The sequence below is a fragment of the Terrabacter tumescens genome (genome assembly GCF_014646815.1).
In the GTDB taxonomy this organism is placed as follows: Bacteria; Actinomycetota; Actinomycetes; order Actinomycetales; family Dermatophilaceae; genus Terrabacter; species Terrabacter tumescens.
Genome location: NZ_BMNZ01000003.1, coordinates 28,176 through 46,183, shown reverse-complemented (window position 1 = coordinate 46,183; position 18,008 = coordinate 28,176). Strand labels below are relative to the sequence as shown.

The 18,008-nt window shown below is 72.5% G+C and carries 17 protein-coding genes; 10 read left to right on the top strand and 7 right to left on the bottom strand.

What is annotated here, in order from left to right; all coding sequences use genetic code 11:
• Positions 1–43 precede the first annotated feature (43 nt).
• Together gatA and gatB are read left to right on the top strand one after the other, a co-directional pair.
• Positions 44–1,573, top strand: coding sequence for an Asp-tRNA(Asn)/Glu-tRNA(Gln) amidotransferase subunit GatA (gene gatA, locus IEY30_RS07605; protein WP_043416373.1), 1,530 nt, complete (start codon positions 44–46; stop codon positions 1,571–1,573).
• Between the two features lies 1 nt (position 1,574).
• Positions 1,575–3,122: an Asp-tRNA(Asn)/Glu-tRNA(Gln) amidotransferase subunit GatB gene (gene gatB / locus IEY30_RS07600; protein ID WP_030195097.1), complete on the top strand. Its 1,548-nt coding sequence runs from the start codon at positions 1,575–1,577 to the stop codon at positions 3,120–3,122.
• Between the two features lie 117 nt (positions 3,123–3,239).
• Here the strand turns inward: gatB and IEY30_RS07595 are convergent, their stop codons facing one another.
• The 3 genes from IEY30_RS07595 to IEY30_RS07585 all read right to left on the bottom strand — a co-directional run bounded on the left by IEY30_RS07595 (position 3,240) and on the right by IEY30_RS07585 (position 5,985).
• The gene (locus tag IEY30_RS07595; protein ID WP_030195100.1) at positions 3,240–3,926 is read right to left on the bottom strand and encodes a DUF937 domain-containing protein; all 687 of its coding nucleotides are present in this window, start codon (positions 3,924–3,926) and stop codon (positions 3,240–3,242) included.
• Positions 3,927–4,025: 99 nt separating this feature from the next.
• A complete protein-coding gene (locus IEY30_RS07590) occupies positions 4,026–5,282 on the bottom strand; it encodes a PQQ-dependent sugar dehydrogenase (protein WP_030195103.1) in 1,257 nt (418 codons plus the stop codon).
• 40 nt (positions 5,283–5,322) lie between these two features.
• On the bottom strand, positions 5,323–5,985 hold the full coding sequence (locus IEY30_RS07585; RefSeq protein ID WP_156035140.1) for an MOSC domain-containing protein: 663 nt from the start codon (positions 5,983–5,985) through the stop codon (positions 5,323–5,325).
• Positions 5,986–6,054: 69 nt separating this feature from the next.
• Here IEY30_RS07585 and IEY30_RS07580 point away from each other — a divergent pair, with 69 nt between their 5' ends.
• The 3 genes from IEY30_RS07580 to IEY30_RS07570 are packed head-to-tail and all read left to right on the top strand — an operon-like array spanning position 6,055 to position 8,422.
• A complete protein-coding gene (locus IEY30_RS07580) occupies positions 6,055–7,005 on the top strand; it encodes a 2-hydroxyacid dehydrogenase (protein WP_030195109.1) in 951 nt (316 codons plus the stop codon).
• Positions 7,006–7,025: 20 nt separating this feature from the next.
• Positions 7,026–8,108, top strand: coding sequence for a WD40/YVTN/BNR-like repeat-containing protein (locus tag IEY30_RS07575; protein WP_030195120.1), 1,083 nt, complete (start codon positions 7,026–7,028; stop codon positions 8,106–8,108).
• Between the two features lie 17 nt (positions 8,109–8,125).
• A complete protein-coding gene (locus IEY30_RS07570) occupies positions 8,126–8,422 on the top strand; it encodes a MoaD/ThiS family protein (RefSeq protein ID WP_030195122.1) in 297 nt (98 codons plus the stop codon).
• A gap of 62 nt (positions 8,423–8,484) precedes the next feature.
• On the opposite strand, the gene IEY30_RS07565 is transcribed toward IEY30_RS07570, so the two are convergent.
• Positions 8,485–9,099, bottom strand: coding sequence for a TetR/AcrR family transcriptional regulator (locus IEY30_RS07565; RefSeq protein ID WP_030195125.1), 615 nt, complete (start codon positions 9,097–9,099; stop codon positions 8,485–8,487).
• A gap of 59 nt (positions 9,100–9,158) precedes the next feature.
• On the opposite strand from IEY30_RS07565, the gene IEY30_RS07560 reads away from it, so the two are divergent.
• The 4 genes from IEY30_RS07560 (at position 9,159) to ilvD (ending at position 14,381) form a co-directional block, all read left to right on the top strand.
• On the top strand, positions 9,159–9,935 hold the full coding sequence (locus IEY30_RS07560) for a hypothetical protein (RefSeq protein ID WP_156035142.1): 777 nt from the start codon (positions 9,159–9,161) through the stop codon (positions 9,933–9,935).
• Complete coding sequence (locus IEY30_RS07555; RefSeq protein WP_030195129.1) at positions 9,932–11,995, top strand: YhgE/Pip domain-containing protein; 2,064 nt, start codon at positions 9,932–9,934, stop codon at positions 11,993–11,995. Before IEY30_RS07560 ends, IEY30_RS07555 begins: the two co-directional genes overlap by 4 nt.
• A 52-nt stretch (positions 11,996–12,047) precedes the next feature.
• Positions 12,048–12,581 carry a SixA phosphatase family protein gene (locus tag IEY30_RS07550; RefSeq protein ID WP_030195130.1) on the top strand — a complete coding sequence of 178 codons (534 nt, stop codon included), beginning with the start codon at positions 12,048–12,050 and terminating at the stop codon, positions 12,579–12,581.
• A gap of 99 nt (positions 12,582–12,680) precedes the next feature.
• Positions 12,681–14,381 (top strand): dihydroxy-acid dehydratase, encoded by a 1,701-nt coding sequence (gene ilvD / locus IEY30_RS07545; RefSeq protein WP_030195133.1) that lies wholly within the window; start codon positions 12,681–12,683, stop codon positions 14,379–14,381.
• 160 nt (positions 14,382–14,541) lie between these two features.
• Here the strand turns inward: ilvD and IEY30_RS07540 are convergent, their stop codons facing one another.
• Positions 14,542–15,420, bottom strand: coding sequence for a helix-turn-helix transcriptional regulator (locus IEY30_RS07540; RefSeq protein ID WP_162180986.1), 879 nt, complete (start codon positions 15,418–15,420; stop codon positions 14,542–14,544).
• Between the two features lie 128 nt (positions 15,421–15,548).
• On the opposite strand from IEY30_RS07540, the gene IEY30_RS07535 reads away from it, so the two are divergent.
• Positions 15,549–16,367: a phytanoyl-CoA dioxygenase family protein gene (locus IEY30_RS07535; protein ID WP_030195138.1), complete on the top strand. Its 819-nt coding sequence runs from the start codon at positions 15,549–15,551 to the stop codon at positions 16,365–16,367.
• A gap of 42 nt (positions 16,368–16,409) precedes the next feature.
• On the opposite strand, the gene IEY30_RS07530 is transcribed toward IEY30_RS07535, so the two are convergent.
• Both IEY30_RS07530 and IEY30_RS07525 read right to left on the bottom strand, forming a co-directional pair.
• A complete protein-coding gene (locus IEY30_RS07530; protein WP_030195141.1) occupies positions 16,410–16,847 on the bottom strand; it encodes an SRPBCC family protein in 438 nt (145 codons plus the stop codon).
• A gap of 8 nt (positions 16,848–16,855) precedes the next feature.
• Positions 16,856–17,806 carry a GNAT family N-acetyltransferase gene (locus IEY30_RS07525; RefSeq protein ID WP_052358355.1) on the bottom strand — a complete coding sequence of 317 codons (951 nt, stop codon included), beginning with the start codon at positions 17,804–17,806 and terminating at the stop codon, positions 16,856–16,858.
• Positions 17,807–18,008 lie beyond the last annotated feature (202 nt).

Genomic DNA, 18,008 nt, shown 5'->3' with positions numbered 1-18,008 from the left:
CCGCTTGTCGCAGCTACGAACCGAAGGCACCGACGTGACCGACCTGCCAACCGACCTGACGAGGGCGACTGCCGCCGACCTGGCCGACGCCCTCGCGCGCAAGACCATCAGCTCCGTGGAGGTGACCCAGGCGCACCTCGACCGGATCGCCGCCGTCGACGGTCAGGTGCACTCCTACCTGCACGTCGACACCGACGGCGCCCTCGCGCAGGCGCGCGCGGTCGACGAGCGGCGCCGGGCGGGCGAGAGCCTCGGTGCGCTCGCCGGCGTGCCGATCGCCGTCAAGGACGTCATGACGACCAAGGGCGTGCCCACGACGTGCGGCAGCCGCATCCTCGAGGGCTGGATTCCGCCGTACGACGCGACCGTCGTCACGAAGCTGCGCGAGTCCGGCCTGCCGATCCTCGGCAAGACGAACATGGACGAGTTCGCGATGGGCTCCTCGACGGAGCACTCGGCCTACGGTCCGTCGCACAACCCGTGGGACCTCGACCGGATCCCCGGCGGCTCGGGCGGTGGCTCGAGCTCGGTGCTCGCCTCGTTCCAGGCGCCGCTCGCGACCGGCACCGACACCGGTGGCTCGATCCGCCAGCCGGCCGCCGTCACGGCCACCGTCGGCACCAAGCCGACCTACGGCGGCGTCTCGCGCTACGGCCTCGTGGCGCTCGCCAGCTCGCTCGACCAGGCCGGGCCCTGCGGTCGCACGGTGCTCGACACCGCCCTGCTGCACGCCGTCATGGGCGGCCACGACCCGATGGACTCGACGTCGATCGACGCGCCGGTCCCGCCGGTCGTCGAGGCGGCCCGCGCTGCCGACGTGCGCGGCATGAAGATCGGCGTCGTCAAGGAGCTCGGCGGCGAGGGCTACCAGCCCGGCGTCCGCGCCCGCTTCGACGAGTCCGTCGCGCTGCTCGAGGAGCTCGGCGCCGAGGTCGTCGAGGTCAGCTGCCCGAACTTCGAGTACGCCCTGGCGGCCTACTACCTCATCCTCCCGAGCGAGGCCTCGAGCAACCTCGCCAAGTTCGACGCCATGCGCTACGGCCTGCGGGTGCTGCCCGAGGGCGTCGACGCCCCGAGCGCCGAGCAGGTCATGGCGGCCACGCGCGACGCCGGCTTCGGCGACGAGGTCAAGCGCCGCATCATCCTCGGCACCTACGCCCTGAGCTCGGGCTACTACGACGCGTACTACGGCTCGGCCCAGAAGGTCCGCGCGCTCATCGCCCAGGACTTCGACGCGGCATACAGCAAGGTCGACGTGCTCGTCAGCCCGACGGCGCCGACAACGGCCTTCAGGCTCGGCGACAAGCTCGAGGACCCGATGGCCATGTACCTCAACGACATCGCCACGATCCCGGCCAACCTCGCGGGCGTGCCCGGCATGTCGATCCCGTCCGGTCTCGCCGACGAGGACGGGCTGCCGGCCGGCATCCAGATCCTCGCGCCCGCGACCAAGGACGAGCGCCTCTACTCGGTGGGCGCCGCCCTCGAGGCGGCCCTCGTCGACCGCTGGGGCGGTCCGATCCTCGACCGCGCACCCTCGCTGGGTGGCGCTGCTGCTGCGAAGGGAGCCTGACATGAGCACGGCCACCGCCGACGCCGTCATGGACTACGACGAGGCCATGGGCAAGTTCGACCCCGTCATGGGCCTCGAGGTCCACGTCGAGCTGCACACGGCGACGAAGATGTTCTGCGGGTGCCCGACCGAGTTCGGCGCCGAGCCCAACTCGCAGGTCTGCCCAGTCTGCCTCGGCCTGCCCGGCGCCCTGCCCGTCGTCAACGAGAAGGCCGTCGAGTCGGCGATCCGCATCGGCCTCGCGCTCAACTGCGAGATCGCCGAGTGGTGCCGCTTCGCCCGGAAGAACTACTTCTACCCGGACATGCCGAAGAACTTCCAGACGTCGCAGTACGACGAGCCGATCGCCTTCGAGGGCCACCTCGACGTCGAGCTCGAGGACGGCACCGTCTACCGAGTCGAGATCGAGCGCGCGCACATGGAGGAGGACACCGGCAAGTCGCTGCACATCGGCGGCGCGACCGGCCGCATCCACGGCGCCGACCACTCGCTCGTCGACTACAACCGCGCCGGCATCCCGCTCATCGAGATCGTCACCAAGCCGATGGTGGGTGCGGGGGAGCGCGCGCCCGAGGTCGCCAAGGCCTACGTCTCGGCGCTGCGCGACCTGCTGCGTGCCCTCGATGTCAGCGACGTCAAGATGGAGCAGGGCTCGATGCGCTGCGACGCCAACGTCTCGCTGCGCCCGCGCGTCGGTGCCCCGCTCGACGAGGCCCAGCTCGCCGTGCCGCTCGGCACCCGCACGGAGACGAAGAACGTCAACTCGCTCCGCTCGGTCGAGCGGGCCGTGCGCTACGAGATCTCCCGCCACGCGGCGATCCTCGACGGTGGTGGCTCGATCCTGCAGGAGACGCGTCACTGGCACGAGGACACCGGCATCACGACGTCGGGCCGCGTCAAGTCCGACGCCGAGGACTACCGCTACTTCCCGGAGCCCGACCTCGTGCCCGTCGCGCCGACGCGCGAGACGGTCGAGGCGCTCCGAGGCACCCTGCCGGAGCCTCCCGGGCTGCGCCGCAAGCGGCTCCAGTCCGACTGGGGCTACAGCGATCTCGAGATGCGCGACGTCGTCAACGCCGGCGCCGTCGAGCTCATCGAGGAGACCGTGGCAGCCGGTGCCAGCGCCGGCGCGGCGAAGAAGTGGTGGCTCGGTGAGCCGTCGCGCCGCGCCAACGGCGAGGGCCAGGACATCGTCACGTATGCCGCGGGGCTGGGTCTGACGCCTGCCCACATCGCCGAGCTCGACGGGCTCGTCACGGCGGGACGGCTCAACGACTCGATGGCGCGCCAGGTGCTCGACGGCGTGCTCGCCGGCGAGGGCACGCCGACGGCCGTGGCCGACGCGCGCGGGCTCGAGCTGGTCCAGGACGACGGCGCCCTCGAGGCGGCCGTCGACAAGGTCATCGAGGCCAACCCCGACGTCGCCGCGAAGATCCGCGACGGCAAGGTGGCGGCCGCCGGTGCGCTCATCGGTCAGGTGATGAAGGAGATGAAGGGCCAGGCCGACGCCGGCAAGGCCCGCGAGCTCATCCTCGCCAAGCTGCAGTAACCGTCGAGAGGCCAGAGTTCGTGGCCGACGCGTCGTCGAGGGGCCACTCTTCGTCACGAAGGGTGGCCCCTCGACTGCGGTGGACCCGCAAAAAGTGGCCTCTCGACGTTCGAGGGGTCAGCGCTTGCCGCCGCCGAGGAGGCCACCGAGCAGGCCACCGAGGATGTCGCCCGCGCCGCCGCTGCCGCCGGAGGAGCCGGCCCCGCCGCCGAGCACCTGGCCGAGGATGTCCTGCAGCGGGTTGGACCCACCGGCGGCCGCCCCCGTCGAGGTGGCGCTGCCGGGCGCCTGCACCGGGCCGCTCGAGGCCCCGACGCCGCCGGGGAAGAGCGCACCGCCGTCCGTGGACCCGCCGCCGGAGCCCCCGGTCCCGGTCGTGCCGTCCTCCGAGCCACCGCCGAGCATGCCGCCGAGGCCGCCCTGACCCAGCTTGTTGGCGAGCCACGACATGACGATAGGTGCGAGGAGCGGGAGCAGCTTCTGCACGAGTCCGCCGGAGCTGCCCCCGAGGCCGCCGAGCTGGTTGACCACCTGGTCGGTGCTGCCGCCGAAGATGTTGCCGACGATGGCGCGACCGTCCTGCTCGTCCACGTCGTCGAGGCCGGTGACGGGGGCCTGGTGGTCCGACAGCGCCGCCATCAGCGAGTCGGCGCCGGCCGGGTCGGAGGCGTTGGCCTGCAAGCCGCCGAGCAGGGCGGGCAGCGCCTGCTCCGTCGCCTGGCGCACCTCGTCGCTCCCGACGCCGAGCTGGCCCGCCAGCTGGTCGATCGGTACCTGGTCGAGGATTTCGTCGTACGAACCCATGGGGTGCCCCTCCTGCTCGTGGACGGCGTCGGTGCCGGCCCTGTCCGTCAGGCTAGCCACGTCCGGCCGGGAGCGGCAGGCCCGACGTTGCGCAGTCCGTCAGCCGGCGCCGACCGCCGAGAGCGGCAGGGAGATGAGCCGGTCGGCCCGGTCGTTGTTGCTCGTCGTGATCCAGACCCGGTCGCCGACGAAGTGGATGTCGCGGATGCGACCGTAGGTGCCCTGCAGGTGGCGGGTCGGCGTGCCGGCCGTCCCGTCGGTCCCGACGGGGACGCGCCACACCGACTGGCCCCGCAGGGCGGCCATGTAGACGGCGCCGTCCGGACCCACGGCGATGCCGCTCGGCGACATCTCGGAGGTCGGCCACTGCGCCACGGGGTCGACGAAGTCGGGCTTGCCCGCGCGCCCCTCGACCTCGGGCCAGCCGTAGTTCTTCCCGGGCTCGATGAGGTTGAGCTCGTCGAAGGTGTTCTGACCGAACTCGCTGGCCCACAGTCGTTTCCGGCTGTCCCAGGCGAGGCCCTGCACGTTGCGGTGCCCCAGCGACCAGATCGGCGAGCCGCCGAAGGGGTTGCCCGGGGCGGGGTCACCGTCGGGGGTGATGCGCAGGATCTTGCCGCCGAGCGAGCCGAGGTTCTGCGACAGCGAGGTGTCTCCGGCCTCGCCCGTGCCGACGTAGAGGTAGCCGTCAGGTCCGAAGGCGATGCGGCCGCCGTTGTGGTAGCGCCCGCGGGGGATGCCGGAGAAGATGACGACCGGCTCGCCGAGTGTGCCGTCCCGCCAGGGCACGGCCGCGATGCGGTTGTCGCTGTCGGTCGAGTAGTACGCGTAGAAGACGGGGTCCGCGTCGAAGTCCTCGGGGACGGCGAGGCCGAGGAGCCCGCCCTCGCCCTCGGTACGCGTGATGGGCAGCCGTCCGGCCACGGAGGACGTGCCACCCGACCCGGGCTTGGGCACGTGCAGGATCCGGCCCGTGTTGCGCTCGCTGACGAGGGCGCTCCCGTCGGGGAGCATCGCGACGGACCAGGCGATGTCCAGCCCGGACAGCAGCGTCGTGGGTCCCTGGGGCGTGGCCTGAGGCGTGGCCGGCCGGGTCGAGGTCGGCGCCGCGGGCGTCGTCGCCGTGGGGGAGAGGGCCGACGTGCCGCTGCTCGGTGCGGCGGTCGCGGTCGGCGCGCTCGTGGACCCGCTGTCGCGCCCGGCCTCGGCTCCCGACGTCCCGCCGTTGCCCCCGGCGCCCGTGCCCGTCCCGACCGAGGGCGCCGACGGCACGCCTGTCGAGCACGCCGCGGTGAGCAGGGCGACGACGACGCACCCCGTGAGGGCGCGACCGATCGATCGGGAGGAGTGCGGCATACCTCATTCTGTCCCAGGGGGAGCGCGGGAGCACGGTGGCTCAGCGGCCGCGTCGCCCGAGGGTGTCGACGAGGCCCTCCTGGACCTCGGGCTGGACGACGTCCGCGTCGACGACCCGGCGAGCGGCCTCGAGGTCGCCGGTGAAGGCGCGGAAGAGCAGGAGCAGGTCGATGTCGTGCGTTGGCCGCTCGACCTCGACGGGTGTGTCGGTGCGCACGACGCCCGGCGTGACGACCGACAGGTAGGCCCCGGTGCGGCCCTCCTCGGTGAACCGCCGCACCCAGCGCGGCTCGTCCATGTGCTTCGCGAAGGTGCTGCACGGGATGCGCGGGACCTCCACCCGCAGCACGACGTCCCCGATCCGCCAGAGCTCTCCGACGAGGGCGTGCGTCGTGTCGATCCCGACGGTCGTGACGTTCTCACCGAAGCCACCGGAGCGCAGGGGGCGTCCGACCTGCTGCTCCCAGAAGTCCAGGTCCTCGCGCGGGTAGGCGTAGACGGCCTGCAGCTCGCCCCCGTGGTGCTTGGGGTTGCCGATCTCGTCGCCGACCACTCCGCTGCCGAGCCCGCCGTGCTTGGGTCCCGGGTCGCGCACCTCGAAGGCGTCCACGGGCTGCTTGTCGATGGCGGTCGGGCGGCCACCGCCGTGGGGGACGGTGCGCCGGCCCGAGCTGAGTGCCAGGACGTGAGGCTGCGTGATCACGGCGCGAGCCTAGCCGCGACCACGCGGACCGGTCCGCGGCCGTGGCGCAGGTTTCGTTAGCGTGAGGTCATGGCTGCCGATCCGCTCGTCGTGTCCGTCCCCGACCCGGAGTACGCCGAGGCACTCGCCGACCTCGACGGTGTCGACGCGCTCGTGTGGGACATGGAGGGTCCGCACCCGCGCGGCGCCGAGATCCGCCTCGCCGTGATGCCCTACATGACGAAGCTGCGGCTCGCCGACGTCACGCCGGGCCTCGACTCGCTCGAGGTCGTCCAGCTCCAGAGCGCCGGCTACGAACACTTCGTCGACGACCTGCCGGACGGCGTGACGCTCTGCAACGCGGCGGGGGTCCACGACGCGTCGACAGCCGAGCTGGCCCTCACCCTCGTGCTCGCGTCGATCCGCGAGATCCCGGCTTTCGCTGCGTCCCAAGCGCGCTCGACCTGGGAGCCGTTGCGACTGCGGTCGTCGCTCGCCGACCGGCGGGTGCTCGTGGTGGGCTACGGGCAGATCGGGCGGGCGATCGTGCGACGTCTGGAGCCGTTCGAGGTCGCGATCACGGTGGTCGCGTCGCGGGCCCGGGCCGGTGACGACCTCGTGCCGCACGTGCACGGCATCGACGAGCTGCCCGACCTCCTGCCGGACCAGGACGTCGTCGTCGTCATCGTCCCCCTCACCGACGCGACCCGCGGGCTGTTCGACGCGCAGATGCTCGGTCGTATGCGGGACGGTGCGCTGCTCGTCAACGTGGCCCGGGGAGCGGTCGTCGACACCGACGCCCTCGTCGAGGCGTGCTCCTCCGGGCGGCTGCGCGCGGCGCTGGACGTGACCGACCCCGAGCCGCTGCCGGAGGGCCATCCGCTGTGGACCGCGCCGGGGGTCCTCATCACGCCACACGTGGGAGGCGCGACCGAGGCCATGCGGCCTCGGGCCATCGCGCTCGTGCGCCGGCAGGTGGAGGCCCTGCGCTCCGGCGCACGGGTCGACAACGCCGTGGCCGGACCCTTGTCTGCTCCGTAGTCATAGTGGACACTGTCCACATGACCGAGACCATCGTCGCCATCGGCACGCGCAAGGGGCTCTGGATCGCGCGTAGCACCGACCGCCGGGAGTGGGCCCTCGAAGGTCCGCACTTCCTCATGAGCGAGGTGGCCTCGGTGGCCGTGGACACCCGCGAGGGGCGCTCTTCGGTCCTCGCCGGCGTCAAGTCCTGGCACTGGGGCCCGACCGTGCAGGTGTCGTCCGACGGCGGTCGCACGTGGACCGAGAGCGCCGAACGCGCCCTGTCGTTCCCCACCGACACCGACACGGCGCTCGAGCGCGTCTGGCAGCTGACGCCCGACCCCAACGACTCGGACGTCGTGTGGGCCGGCGTCGAGCCCCACGCTCTCTTCCGCAGCACCGACCGCGGCAAGCGCTACGAGCTCGTCCGCGGGCTGTGGGACCACCCGCACCGGCCGAGCTGGGAGCCGGGCTTCGGCGGGGGAGCCGTGCACACGATCGTCCCCGAGCCCGGGCATCCCGAGCACCTGCTCGTGGCCATGAGCGCCGGCGGCGTCTATCGGTCGGAGGACGGCGGAAACACCTGGGAGGCAAGCAATCCCGGCATCCGTGCCTACTTCATGCCCGACAACGAGTACCCCGAGTTCGGCCAGTGCGTGCACAAGGTCGCCCGCGGGCAGGCCGACGGGGCGCTCTACGCCCAGAACCACAAGGGCGTCTACCGCTCCGACGACAACGGCCACACGTGGGAGTCCATCGCCGACGGGCTGCCCACCGACTTCGGCTTCACGATCCTCGCCCACCCCCGCAGGCCCGGCGTCGTGTGGAACATCCCGGTGCAGGACGACGGCGAGCGCATCCCGCCGGGCGCCCAGCTGCAGGTGCAGCGCTCGGACGACGGGGGAGCGCACTGGCGCATGCAGGCCGACGGGCTGCCCGCCGACAGCTACACGTGCGTGCTGCGCGACGCCGCCTCGCTCGACGAATCCGACCCCGTCGGCGTCTACCTCGGCACGCGCAACGGAGACGTGTTCGCCTCCGCCGACGAGGGCGAGTCGTTCCAGCGCATCGCCACCCAGCTGCCCGACGTGCTCGTCGTGCGCGCGGCCCAGCTCGGTTGAGAGACAGAGGATTCCGTATGCCGTCCGCTCCTGTTCGCGTCATCCTCCCGGGCATGCTCCGCGACCTCGTCGGCGGCGTGGCCGAGATCGAGGTCGAGTCCCCGACCGAGTCGCAGACCGTGGCGGAGCTGCTCGACCGAGCCTTCTCGGGGCACCGGGTCCTCGACGGCAAGGTGCGCGACGAGCGCGGGCAGATCCGTCGTCACGTCAAGGTGTTCGTCAACGGTGAGGACGCGACGCGCGGAGCCGGAGTCGGTGCGGCAGTGCCGGCCGGCGCACGCGTGCACATCATCAACGCGGTCTCCGGCGGCTGACGAGCGCGCCCCGGCCGTCGGCGCGAGCGCGCGTCGCAGCGACGGCGCCCGCCGGTCGGGCGTCAGTCGGCGACGCCGAGCAGGATCGGCAGGACGGTGCGCTCGAGCTCGCCGACGGTGAGCGAGCGCGGCTCGACGAGGCGCTGGGTCATCGACCCCTGCGCGAGCGAGATGGCGGCGCGCACGAAGAGCTCGGTGGGGATCGGCAGGGTCAGGCCCTGGCGCGCGACGGCCTCGTCGACGACGGTCACGAGCTCGTCGCGCACGCGGCGCTGCTGCGCGGCCCAGGCGCGGCGCGCCTCGGGGTCGCGGATCGCGTGCAGGGTGAACTCCGTGGTCAGCACGAGCCAGCGCTCCTTGCTGCGGCTGTCGTCGGCGAGAGCCGCGAAGACGTCGCGCAGGACCTCGTCGGCCCCGGCGTGCTCGCGCTTGCTGGCCCGGCGGATCCGGTCGACGAGCGCCTCGGAGTGGCGCTGCGACAGCTCGACGACGAGGTCGTCCTTGGAGCTGAAGTTGGAGTAGAACGCGCCCCGCGTGAAGCCGGCCCGCTCGCAGATGTCCTCGACCGTGGCCCCGTGGAAGCCGCGCTCGGCGAAGACCTCGCTCGCCGCCTCGAGCACACGGTCACGGGTGGCCCGGCGTCGGGCGGTGATTCGGGGCTCGGCCGTCGTGGTCATGTGTACAAGGATACGTGCTCGAATTGAATACGACAACGTATCGGATGCATACTCGTATCGTGACTGAAACCGAGGTGACCCACCTGCAGGGCTTCAACCAGCGCACCGTCGTGGTCGACGACATCAGTGTCGCCGGCACCCACGAGCCCTTCGTCGAGCACGTCTCGTTCACCGCGCCGCGCGGCGAGGTCACCGTCGTCCCGACCGACCCCGGCATCCCGCAGGTCGCCCTGGCGCTCGCCATCGGCGGCCGCGTCGAGCTGATGCGCGGCCGCATCCGCGTCGGCGCCGGGTCTGACCTGGCCGACCTCCAGCTGCGCACCCGGCTCGTCGACGTCGCCGACGTCACGGCCCCCGAGGACACCATCGCGGTCAAGGCCGTCGTCGAGGAGGAGCTCGCGCTCGCCGAGAAGCCGGCCGGCCGCGCCGCCGTGGCAGCGTTCCTCGAGGCCCACGACCTGTCCGACCGCGCGACACGGCCCTGGGAGCAGCTGCCCGCCGGGGTGCGCACGAGCCTGCTGCTCGAGCTCGGGGCCCTGCACCCCATGGTGCGCGTCCTGGTCCTCGCCGGCCCGGAGCGGCACGGCGGCGACCAAACGGTGTGGCTCGAGACCTGTCGGCGCCTCGCGGAGACCGGTCTCGCCGTCATCGTCCTGACCGCGGCCGCGACGGCCGCGTCCCTGCCCGCCGACCTCGCCAGCGCCGACGACACGGCGCACGACACGGCTGACGACACGGCATACGACACGGCTGTCGACACGGCCGACGAACCCGACGAGGCGGACCCCGCTGCCGACGCCGACGAACCGAACCTCCCGAAGGAGCCCTCGGCATGAACCCCGTCCGACTCGCGGTCGCCGAGCTGCGCCGCCTCACCTCCTCCCGTCTCGCGCGGCTGGCCCTCGCGGCGCTCGTGCTCATCCCGACCCTCTACGGCGGGCTCTACCTCTACGCCAACCACGACCCGTACGGCGCGTTCCCGCAGGTGCCCGCCGCGGTGGTCAGCGACGACGCCGGGACGACGCTCAGCACGGGGGAGAAGCTGCAGGTCGGGGGCAGCGTCGCCGACCACCTCGTCGACTCGAAGTCCTTCGACTGGCACCGCGTCTCGCACGACGAGGCGCTGCGCGGCGTCGACGACGGCACGTACGCCTTCGCGGTCATCATGCCGAAGACCTTCTCGGCCGACCTCGCCTCGACGGCCGAGATGAAGCCGCGGCAGGCCACCGTCGTGCTCGAGACCAACGACGCCAACAACTACATGACCTCGATGATCGGCAGCCAGGTCATCAAGCAGGTCACGGCGTCCGTCGCGAGCGAGGTGAGCCAGACGGCTGCGAGCAAGCTGCTGCTCGGGTTCAGCCAGGTGCACGACCAGCTCGTCAAGGCCGTCGACGGGTCGGAGAAGCTGCGGGCCGGAGCGGCCAAGGCGGACTCCGGCGCCCACCAGCTCGCGACCGGCGCCACGAGCCTCGCCAGCGGCCTGCACGACCTGTCCTCCGGGGCCAAGCGCCTCGGCACCGGCATCGGCCAGGCGGCCGCGGGCGCCGACGACCTCCAGGCCGGAGCCGGCCAGCTCGCCTCCGGGCTCGGCACGCTCCAGTCCCGGACAGCGAGCCTGCCGGCCCAGACCGACAAGCTGGCCGACGGCGCCGAGCAGGTCGCGGCGGGCAACCGCACGATCGCCGGCTACGGCACCAAGGCCGCGACGGCCTCGAGCGACCTCAAGCGCCGGATCACCGCCGACCGCACGAGCTTCCTCGACACCCTGCGCGCGCAGGGCCTGACGGACGCCCAGCTGTCCCTGGTCACGTCACGGCTGGACACGATCGACGGCTACGTCGACCGAGCCGACTCGACCATCCAGTCGGCGTCGAGCGACCTGACCCGCCTGTCCAAGGGCGCCGACCAGGTCGCCACCGGGGCCCGCGCCCTCGCGAAGGCGACGCCGGCGCTCACCGACGGCATCGCCTCGGCGCACTCGGGCGCCGTTCGGCTGCGCGACGGTGCGAGCACGCTCTCGAGCGGCCTCGACACGCTCAAGACCGGTGCCGGCCAGCTGACGACGGGCGCCGACAAGGCCGCCACCGGGGCCGACTCGCTGGCCTCGGGCGCGAACTCCCTCGCGTCCGGTCTCGACGCGCTCACCAAGGGCGCCACCGACCTGCACGACGGTCTCGTCAAGGGCCGCGACTCCATCCCCGACCCGAGCGACGCCCAGCGCAAGGCCATGGCGCAGACGATCGGCAACCCCGTCGGCGTGTCCACCGGCTCGCTTTCGTCGGCCGGCTCCTACGGCGCCGGGCTCGCGCCGCTCTTCATGAGCCTCGCACTCTGGATCGGCGCCTACGTCCTCTTCCTGTTCGTCCGTCCGCTCTCACCGCGGGCGCTCGCGACGAGCCAGCGCTCGGTCCGCACGGCGCTCGGCGGATGGCTCGCCCCTGCGCTCGTCGGGCTCGTCCAGGTGGCGGCCCTCGTGCTCGTCGTCGGACGCGGCGTCGACATCAAGATCGCCCACCCGGTGCTCGCCTTCCTCTTCCTCTGCTTCACCTCGATGACGTTCGTCGCGATCCTGCACGCGCTGGCGGCTCGTCTCGGCGCCGTCGGCAAGTTCCTCGGGCTCGTCTTCATGGTCGTGCAGCTCGTCAGCGCCGGAGGCACCTTCCCGTGGCAGACCCTGCCCGCGCCGCTGCAGGCGGTGCACCACGTCGTGCCGATGAGCCACGCGGTCGACGGCCTGCGACGCCTGCTCTACGGCGCCGACCTCGGACCGGTCCTCGGGTCGCTCGGGGTGCTCACGGCATACCTTGTCGTCGCGCTGGCTGTGTCGACGATCGCGGCCCGACGGTCGCGGATGTGGACGCCGAAGCGCATCAAGCCGGCCCTGGAGCTGTGACGCGGGACCACCCGGGCTGACAACCCGAGGGGATCGGGGCATGCTCGGAACCATGAGCAGCGCCTCGCGGGAGAAGACCCTCATCCTCATGCGTCACGCCAAGGCGGAGGAGGGGGCGGGCAAGCCCGACCACGACCGCGAGCTGGCTGCTCGGGGCCGGCGTGACGCCAAGGCGGCGGGGTCCTGGCTCCACACCGAGGGCCTCGTCCCCGACCTCGTCATCTGCTCGACGGCGCAGCGCACGCGCCAGACGTGGGAGGAGGCGTGCCGGGGTGGGGCGCACACCGAGTTCGTCGAGTTCCGGCGCAGCGTCTACCTCGGCGGCTCCGAGCAGACGCTCGAGACGGTGCGCGAGGACGCCGGCGACACCTCGACGGTGCTCGTCGTGGGGCACAACCCGACCATGGCCCAGCTGACGAGCCTGCTCACCGACGGTGAGGGGTCGCGCGAGGCCCACGAGGCGCTCGGCCACGGTTTCGTCACGAGCGGGCTCGCCGTCCTGCACTACGCGGGGGAGTGGGCCGACCTCGACCTCGGCACGTGCGAGCTGACCCGCTTCCACGTCAGCCGTGGGCGTGAGGACTGATCCTCGGGCCCTCCCGGTCGTCGGTTCCGCGGGGACGATGCGGCGATCAGGCTGTGAGATGCGGTGTCCACCCAGCGGACACCGTCCTATGCTGCAGCCATGACGCAGACGCCTGACATCAAGCCCCGCAGCCGCGACGTCACCGACGGTCTCGAGAAGACCGCGGCACGGGGGATGCTCCGGGCGGTAGGCCTCGGCGACGACGACTTCGCCAAGCCCCAGATCGGGGTCGCGAGCTCGTGGAACGAGATCACCCCCTGTAACCTGTCCCTCGACCGGCTCGCCAAGGCCGTCAAGGACGGCGTGCACGCCGGGGGCGGCTATCCGCTCGAGTTCGGCACGATCTCGGTCTCCGACGGCATCTCGATGGGCCACGAGGGCATGCACTTCAGCCTCGTCTCCCGCGAGATCATCGCCGACTCCGTCGAGACCGTCATGAACGCCGAGCGCCTCGACGGCTCGGTGCTGCTGGCCGGCTGCGACAAGTCGCTGCCCGGCATGCTCATGGCCGCCGCGCGCCTCGACCTCGCGTCGGTGTTCCTGTATGCCGGCACGATCCTCCCGGGCGTCGCCAAGCTCTCCGACGGCACCGAGAAGGAGGTCACGATCATCGACGCCTTCGAGGCCGTCGGCGCGTGCAACGCCGGTCTCATGTCGCGCGAGGACGTCGACGCCATCGAGCGTGCCATCTGCCCCGGCGAGGGCGCGTGCGGCGGCTTCTACACCGCCAACACCATGGCCGCCGTGGCCGAGGCGATCGGCATGTCGATCCCGGGCTCGGCCGCGCCGCCCGCGACCGACCGCCGCCGCGACATGTACGCCCGCAAGTCGGGCGAGGCGGTCGTCGAGCTGCTGCGACGCGGCATCACGGCGCGCGACATCATGACCAAGCCGGCGTTCGAGAACGCCATCGCCGTCGTCATGGCGTTCGGCGGCTCGACCAACGCCGTGCTCCACCTGCTCGCCATCGCCCACGAGGCAGAGGTCGACCTGACGATCGAGGACTTCCGTCGCATCGGCGCCAAGGTGCCGCACCTGGCGGACGTCAAGCCGTTCGGCAGCTTCGTCATGAAGGACATCGACCACATCGGCGGCATCCCCGTCGTCATGAAGACGCTCCTCGAGGCCGGGCTGCTCGACGGCGACTGCCTGACGGTGACCGGCAAGACCATGGCCGAGAACCTCGACGAGATCAACCCGCCCCACATCGACGGCCGGGTCATCCGCGAGATGTCCCAGCCCATCCACAAGACCGGCGGCCTGACGATCCTCACCGGCTCGCTCGCACCCGAGGGCGCCGTCGTGAAGTCGGCCGGGTTCGACGAGTCGGTCTTCGAGGGCACCGCCCGTGTCTTCGACGGCGAGCGTGCCGCCATGGACGCCGTCGAGGCCGGTTCGCTGAAGAAGAACGACGTCGTCGTCATCCGCTACGAGGGTCCCAAGGGCGGCCCGGGCATGCGCGAGATGCTCGCCGTGACCGGCGCCATCAAGGGCGCCGGCCTCGGCAAGGACGTCCTGCTGCTCACTGACGGCCGCTTCTCCGGTGGCACGACCGGCCTGTGCGTCGGCCACGTGGCACCCGAGGCCGTCGACGAGGGACCGATCGCGTTCGTGCGCGACGGCGACACCATCCGCCTCGACGTCGCGAGCGGCACGCTCGACGTGCTCGTCGACGACAACGAGATGGCGCGCCGCCGTGCCGAGGGCGTCACGCACCCGGAGCCGAAGTACACCCGCGGTGTCCTCGCGAAGTACCGCAAGCTCGTCGGCAGCGCGAGCGGCGGCGCCGTCTGCGGCTGAGCCGCCCGGCGTTCCAAGCTCTTTCGAGGTGATGCCGGCACCCGCCCGGGTGCCGGCATCACCTCTAACACGCACGTTCTCGTATGCCGTGTGTCCGGGCGCCGCGGCGAACCGACGGACCGCCACGGCCTACGTCTCCTGCCACCGGTGAGCGCGTGCGCTACGTCGCGGGAGGGTCGGTGGCGGTCCGTCCGTCCGCGGACGCGGCCTCGTCGGCGTCCCGGTAGGCGCGCGGCGTCACGCCGGTCGCCTCGCGAAAGCGCCTGATGAGGTGCCGCTCGTCGGTGAACCCGGTGGCGGCGGCGATGTCGCGCACGCTGAGGCCGGTGTGCACGAGCAGGTCGGTCGCCGCGGAGAGCCGCCGAGCCGCACGGTGCGCGTACGGGCCGGTCCCGGTCTCGGCCCGGAAGCGCCGTCGCCACGTCTCGTAGGGCAGGCCGACCTCGGCCGCCACCGAGGCCAGGTCGAGGGGCTCGGTGAGGTCGCCCTCGAGGAGCTCGACCGACCGCGCGAGCCAGCCGGCCCCGCCCACGGGGCCGTGTCGCCGCGGGTGGTCGACGAGGTCGCGCGCCTCGAGCAGGGCTGCGAGCAGGTCGAGCGCCTCGACGTCCCGCGCGTCGACCGTGGCGGGTCGCGGCCGGTCGAAGGCGGCGAAGCGGGCGGCCCACCGGCGCACCGGCAGGCCGTGCACGAGCGGGCGGTCGGGGGAGAGGGCTCCGGTGCGTCCGGCGCAGTCGAAGACGGCGCCGTCGAACACGACGAAGTGCTCGTCCCAGCCGCCGGCGTCGGCGCCGTACCAGTGCGGATGTCCCGGGTGGACGACGACGAGCGTGCCTGCCCCGATGGGCTCGTCGTGGCGGGCGTCGTGGTAGCGGCCGGTGCCGGCGGTGACGAACGTGAGCCCCCACGTCGGGTGGCGCCGGGTCGTTCCCGGTGGCAGGCCGCTGCCGGCGGTGATGTGGCCTGCGACCAGCACCCGGCCGAGGCGCCCGGCCGCCGTCCGAGGGCCGGCCGCAGGCGTCGATGCAGTGTCGCTCACGCTCACATCGAACCAGAACGTACCCCTGTGACCACGAGGTCCGGGGTGTCAGCTCCCCGGGTCTGGTGTGCTTCCGCCACGCGACGACCGCTCCGGTCGTTGACGATCAGCGAAGGACGATCCGCCCCATGCCCATCGACACGCTTCCCGAGCTCACCACGGCATACCCCGTCGGTCACGGTGACGTCACCGCCTACCGCTCGAACGGCCACGTGCGCCTGGCCCAGGTGGCCACGCGGGAGGAGGCGGCGGCCTACCGCGACCCCATCGCCGCGGCCGTCGAGCGGTTCAGTACCGAGACGCGCCCCCTGGCCGATCGGGACAGCTACGGCATGGCGTTCCTGCAGGTGATGAACCTGTGGCGGCACGACCAGGACGTCGCGCGCTTCGTCATGGCGTCCCGCTTCGCCGGCGTCGCGGCACGGCTGCTCGGGGTGCCGCGGGTCCGGCTCTACCACGACCAGGCGCTCTTCAAGGAGCCCGGCGGCGGCTACACACCGTGGCACCAGGACGCGATGTACTGGCCGCTCGACGGCTCGCGGTGCCTGACGATGTGGATGCCGCTCGTCGACATCACGCCGGACCACGGCGGTCTCGCCTTCGCGACCGGGAGCCATGCCGACGGGCCGCTCAGCGACATCGGCATCTCCGACGCGTCCGAGGAGCACTTCGACCGGCTGCTCGCCGAGCGTGGTCTCGTCGTCGACGAGCCGGTCGCGATGCAGGCGGGCGACGCCTCGTTCCACTCGGGCTGGACGGTGCACAAGGCCCTCGGCAACACCTCGACGCAGATGCGTGAGGTGATGACGGTGATCTGGTTCGCCGACGGGCTTCCCGTGCTCGAGCCGGCCAACCCGGCGCGGGTGGGCGATCTGGCCTTGTGGCTGCCGGGCCTCACGCCGGGCGACGTCGCGGCGTCCGACGCGAACCCCGTCCTGCCCCGCTGACCGCGGCCCGGACGACATGTGGCGCCCGCGCCGGGTCGAGCGTCAGGTGGTCGCGTCCGACGCCGCAGCCTCGGACCGGGCCTTGAGGCCCGCGGCCTCCATCGCGAGGTAGCGCTCGGTGAGGGACCGGTAGCCGCGGCCGACGACCGCGCCGGCCCAGCCCGAGTGCCTGATCGAGAGCGTCGCCCGGCAGGTGCTGGGACCGGTGGCCTCGACACCGTGGCGTCCGGTCGTCACGGTGCCGGGTCCGCGTGCCTCCCAGGTGAACTCGCGGCCCTCCGTGAGGTCCGTGACGGTCCACACGGTCGTCGGGATGCGGGGCTGCTCGACGCGGGCCCGCGCCCCCACCCGGAGGTCGTCGTCGAGGAGCGTCACCGAGCGCACGGAGGCGGTCCACTCGCCCCAGCGCTCCACGTCACGCATCACCGCCCACACGCGGGAGGCGGGGGCGTCGATCTCGATGCTCGTGTGCTGCTCCACACGTCTCCTCAGGCTGGTGCGACCCCGGGCTGCGGTGCCACGTCGGCGGCCCAATGACGCCACACCGACGTGACCTGCATGCCGACCTTCTCATAGAGGCCGAGTGCTCCGGTGCGGGAGTCGGTCGACAGCTCGGAGCGCTCGCCACCGTGGGCGCGGGCGACCTCGAAGGCGTCGACGAGCAGCGCGCGGGCGAGTCCCCCGCCCCGCTCGTCGCGGCGCACGGCGAGCTTGTCGACGTACCCGCAGCCGCTGGAGACGACGACGAAGGCCATGCCGACGACCTCGCCCGCGGCATCCACCATGAGTCGCAGCTGCCAGGGCTCGTAGCCCGGGCGACGGGAGACGGTGGCCGTCCACTCCTCGAAGGACGAGCGCTCCCGCTCGGACCACTCGAGGAAGGCGTCCTCGTTGACGGTCCAGGCCGCGCGCAGGTCGGCCTCGTCGCGCGGCTCGCGGACGCTGTAGCCGGCGGGGAGCGGCTGCGGCGTGATCGTCGTGCCCGCCGGCATCTCGAGCACCCAGGACGTCCAGAGGGTGCGGTAGCCGAGGGCGGAGAAGAGGCGCTCGCCGGGGGAGTCGCCGGGCACGGGCTGGCCGACGAGCGTGCCGCCGTCGCGGGCACCGACGGCCCGCGTCCAGTGCGACAGGGCGGTGCCGAGGCCACGTCCGCGGTGGTCGGGCGTGACCGCGCCGTCGGCCCAGCGACCCTTGAAGACCTCGGCGTATGCCACGAGCCGGTCCCCGTCGAGGACGCCGACCGACTGGGTGGCGAGGTCGAAGGCGGGACGCTGCCAGTCGCCGACGATGTCGGCCTCCTCGATGAGGACCTCGCCCACGTCGTGCAGCTCGCAGGCGGCCATGAGGGCCGTGACCGCAGCTGCGTCCTCGCGGGTCAGCGGGCGGGTCGTGAGGTCGGCCGCGGTCGGCGGCAGCAGGAGGGGCACGGCGCTCGTCATGACGGTCAGTGTCCCGAGACGGTCCTGCGAGCGACAACCGACTTTCCGTGGCGAGGCCCCAGAGGCCCTCGTCGCAACCGGGTGACAGTGGGTGAGATCACGAGGTCACATGTTGAGACGGCTGTGACGGTCGATTGACACCGTTGGGGCTGCGTAGGACGGTTGTCACGTGGCCCGACTCCTCGTACTTCCCTAGCGCGCC

Coding starts and splice junctions, on each gene's coding strand:
- gatB (WP_030195097.1), top strand. CDS start 1,575: ATGAGCACGGCCACCGCCGACGCCGTCATGGACTACGACGAGGCCATG.
- IEY30_RS07595 (WP_030195100.1), bottom strand. CDS start 3,926: ATGGGTTCGTACGACGAAATCCTCGACCAGGTACCGATCGACCAGCTG.
- IEY30_RS07590 (WP_030195103.1), bottom strand. CDS start 5,282: ATGCCGCACTCCTCCCGATCGATCGGTCGCGCCCTCACGGGGTGCGTC.
- IEY30_RS07580 (WP_030195109.1), top strand. CDS start 6,055: ATGGCTGCCGATCCGCTCGTCGTGTCCGTCCCCGACCCGGAGTACGCC.
- IEY30_RS07575 (WP_030195120.1), top strand. CDS start 7,026: ATGACCGAGACCATCGTCGCCATCGGCACGCGCAAGGGGCTCTGGATC.
- IEY30_RS07570 (WP_030195122.1), top strand. CDS start 8,126: ATGCCGTCCGCTCCTGTTCGCGTCATCCTCCCGGGCATGCTCCGCGAC.
- IEY30_RS07565 (WP_030195125.1), bottom strand. CDS start 9,099: ATGACCACGACGGCCGAGCCCCGAATCACCGCCCGACGCCGGGCCACC.
- IEY30_RS07555 (WP_030195129.1), top strand. CDS start 9,932: ATGAACCCCGTCCGACTCGCGGTCGCCGAGCTGCGCCGCCTCACCTCC.
- IEY30_RS07550 (WP_030195130.1), top strand. CDS start 12,048: ATGAGCAGCGCCTCGCGGGAGAAGACCCTCATCCTCATGCGTCACGCC.
- ilvD (WP_030195133.1), top strand. CDS start 12,681: ATGACGCAGACGCCTGACATCAAGCCCCGCAGCCGCGACGTCACCGAC.
- IEY30_RS07535 (WP_030195138.1), top strand. CDS start 15,549: ATGCCCATCGACACGCTTCCCGAGCTCACCACGGCATACCCCGTCGGT.
- IEY30_RS07525 (WP_052358355.1), bottom strand. CDS start 17,806: ATGACGAGCGCCGTGCCCCTCCTGCTGCCGCCGACCGCGGCCGACCTC.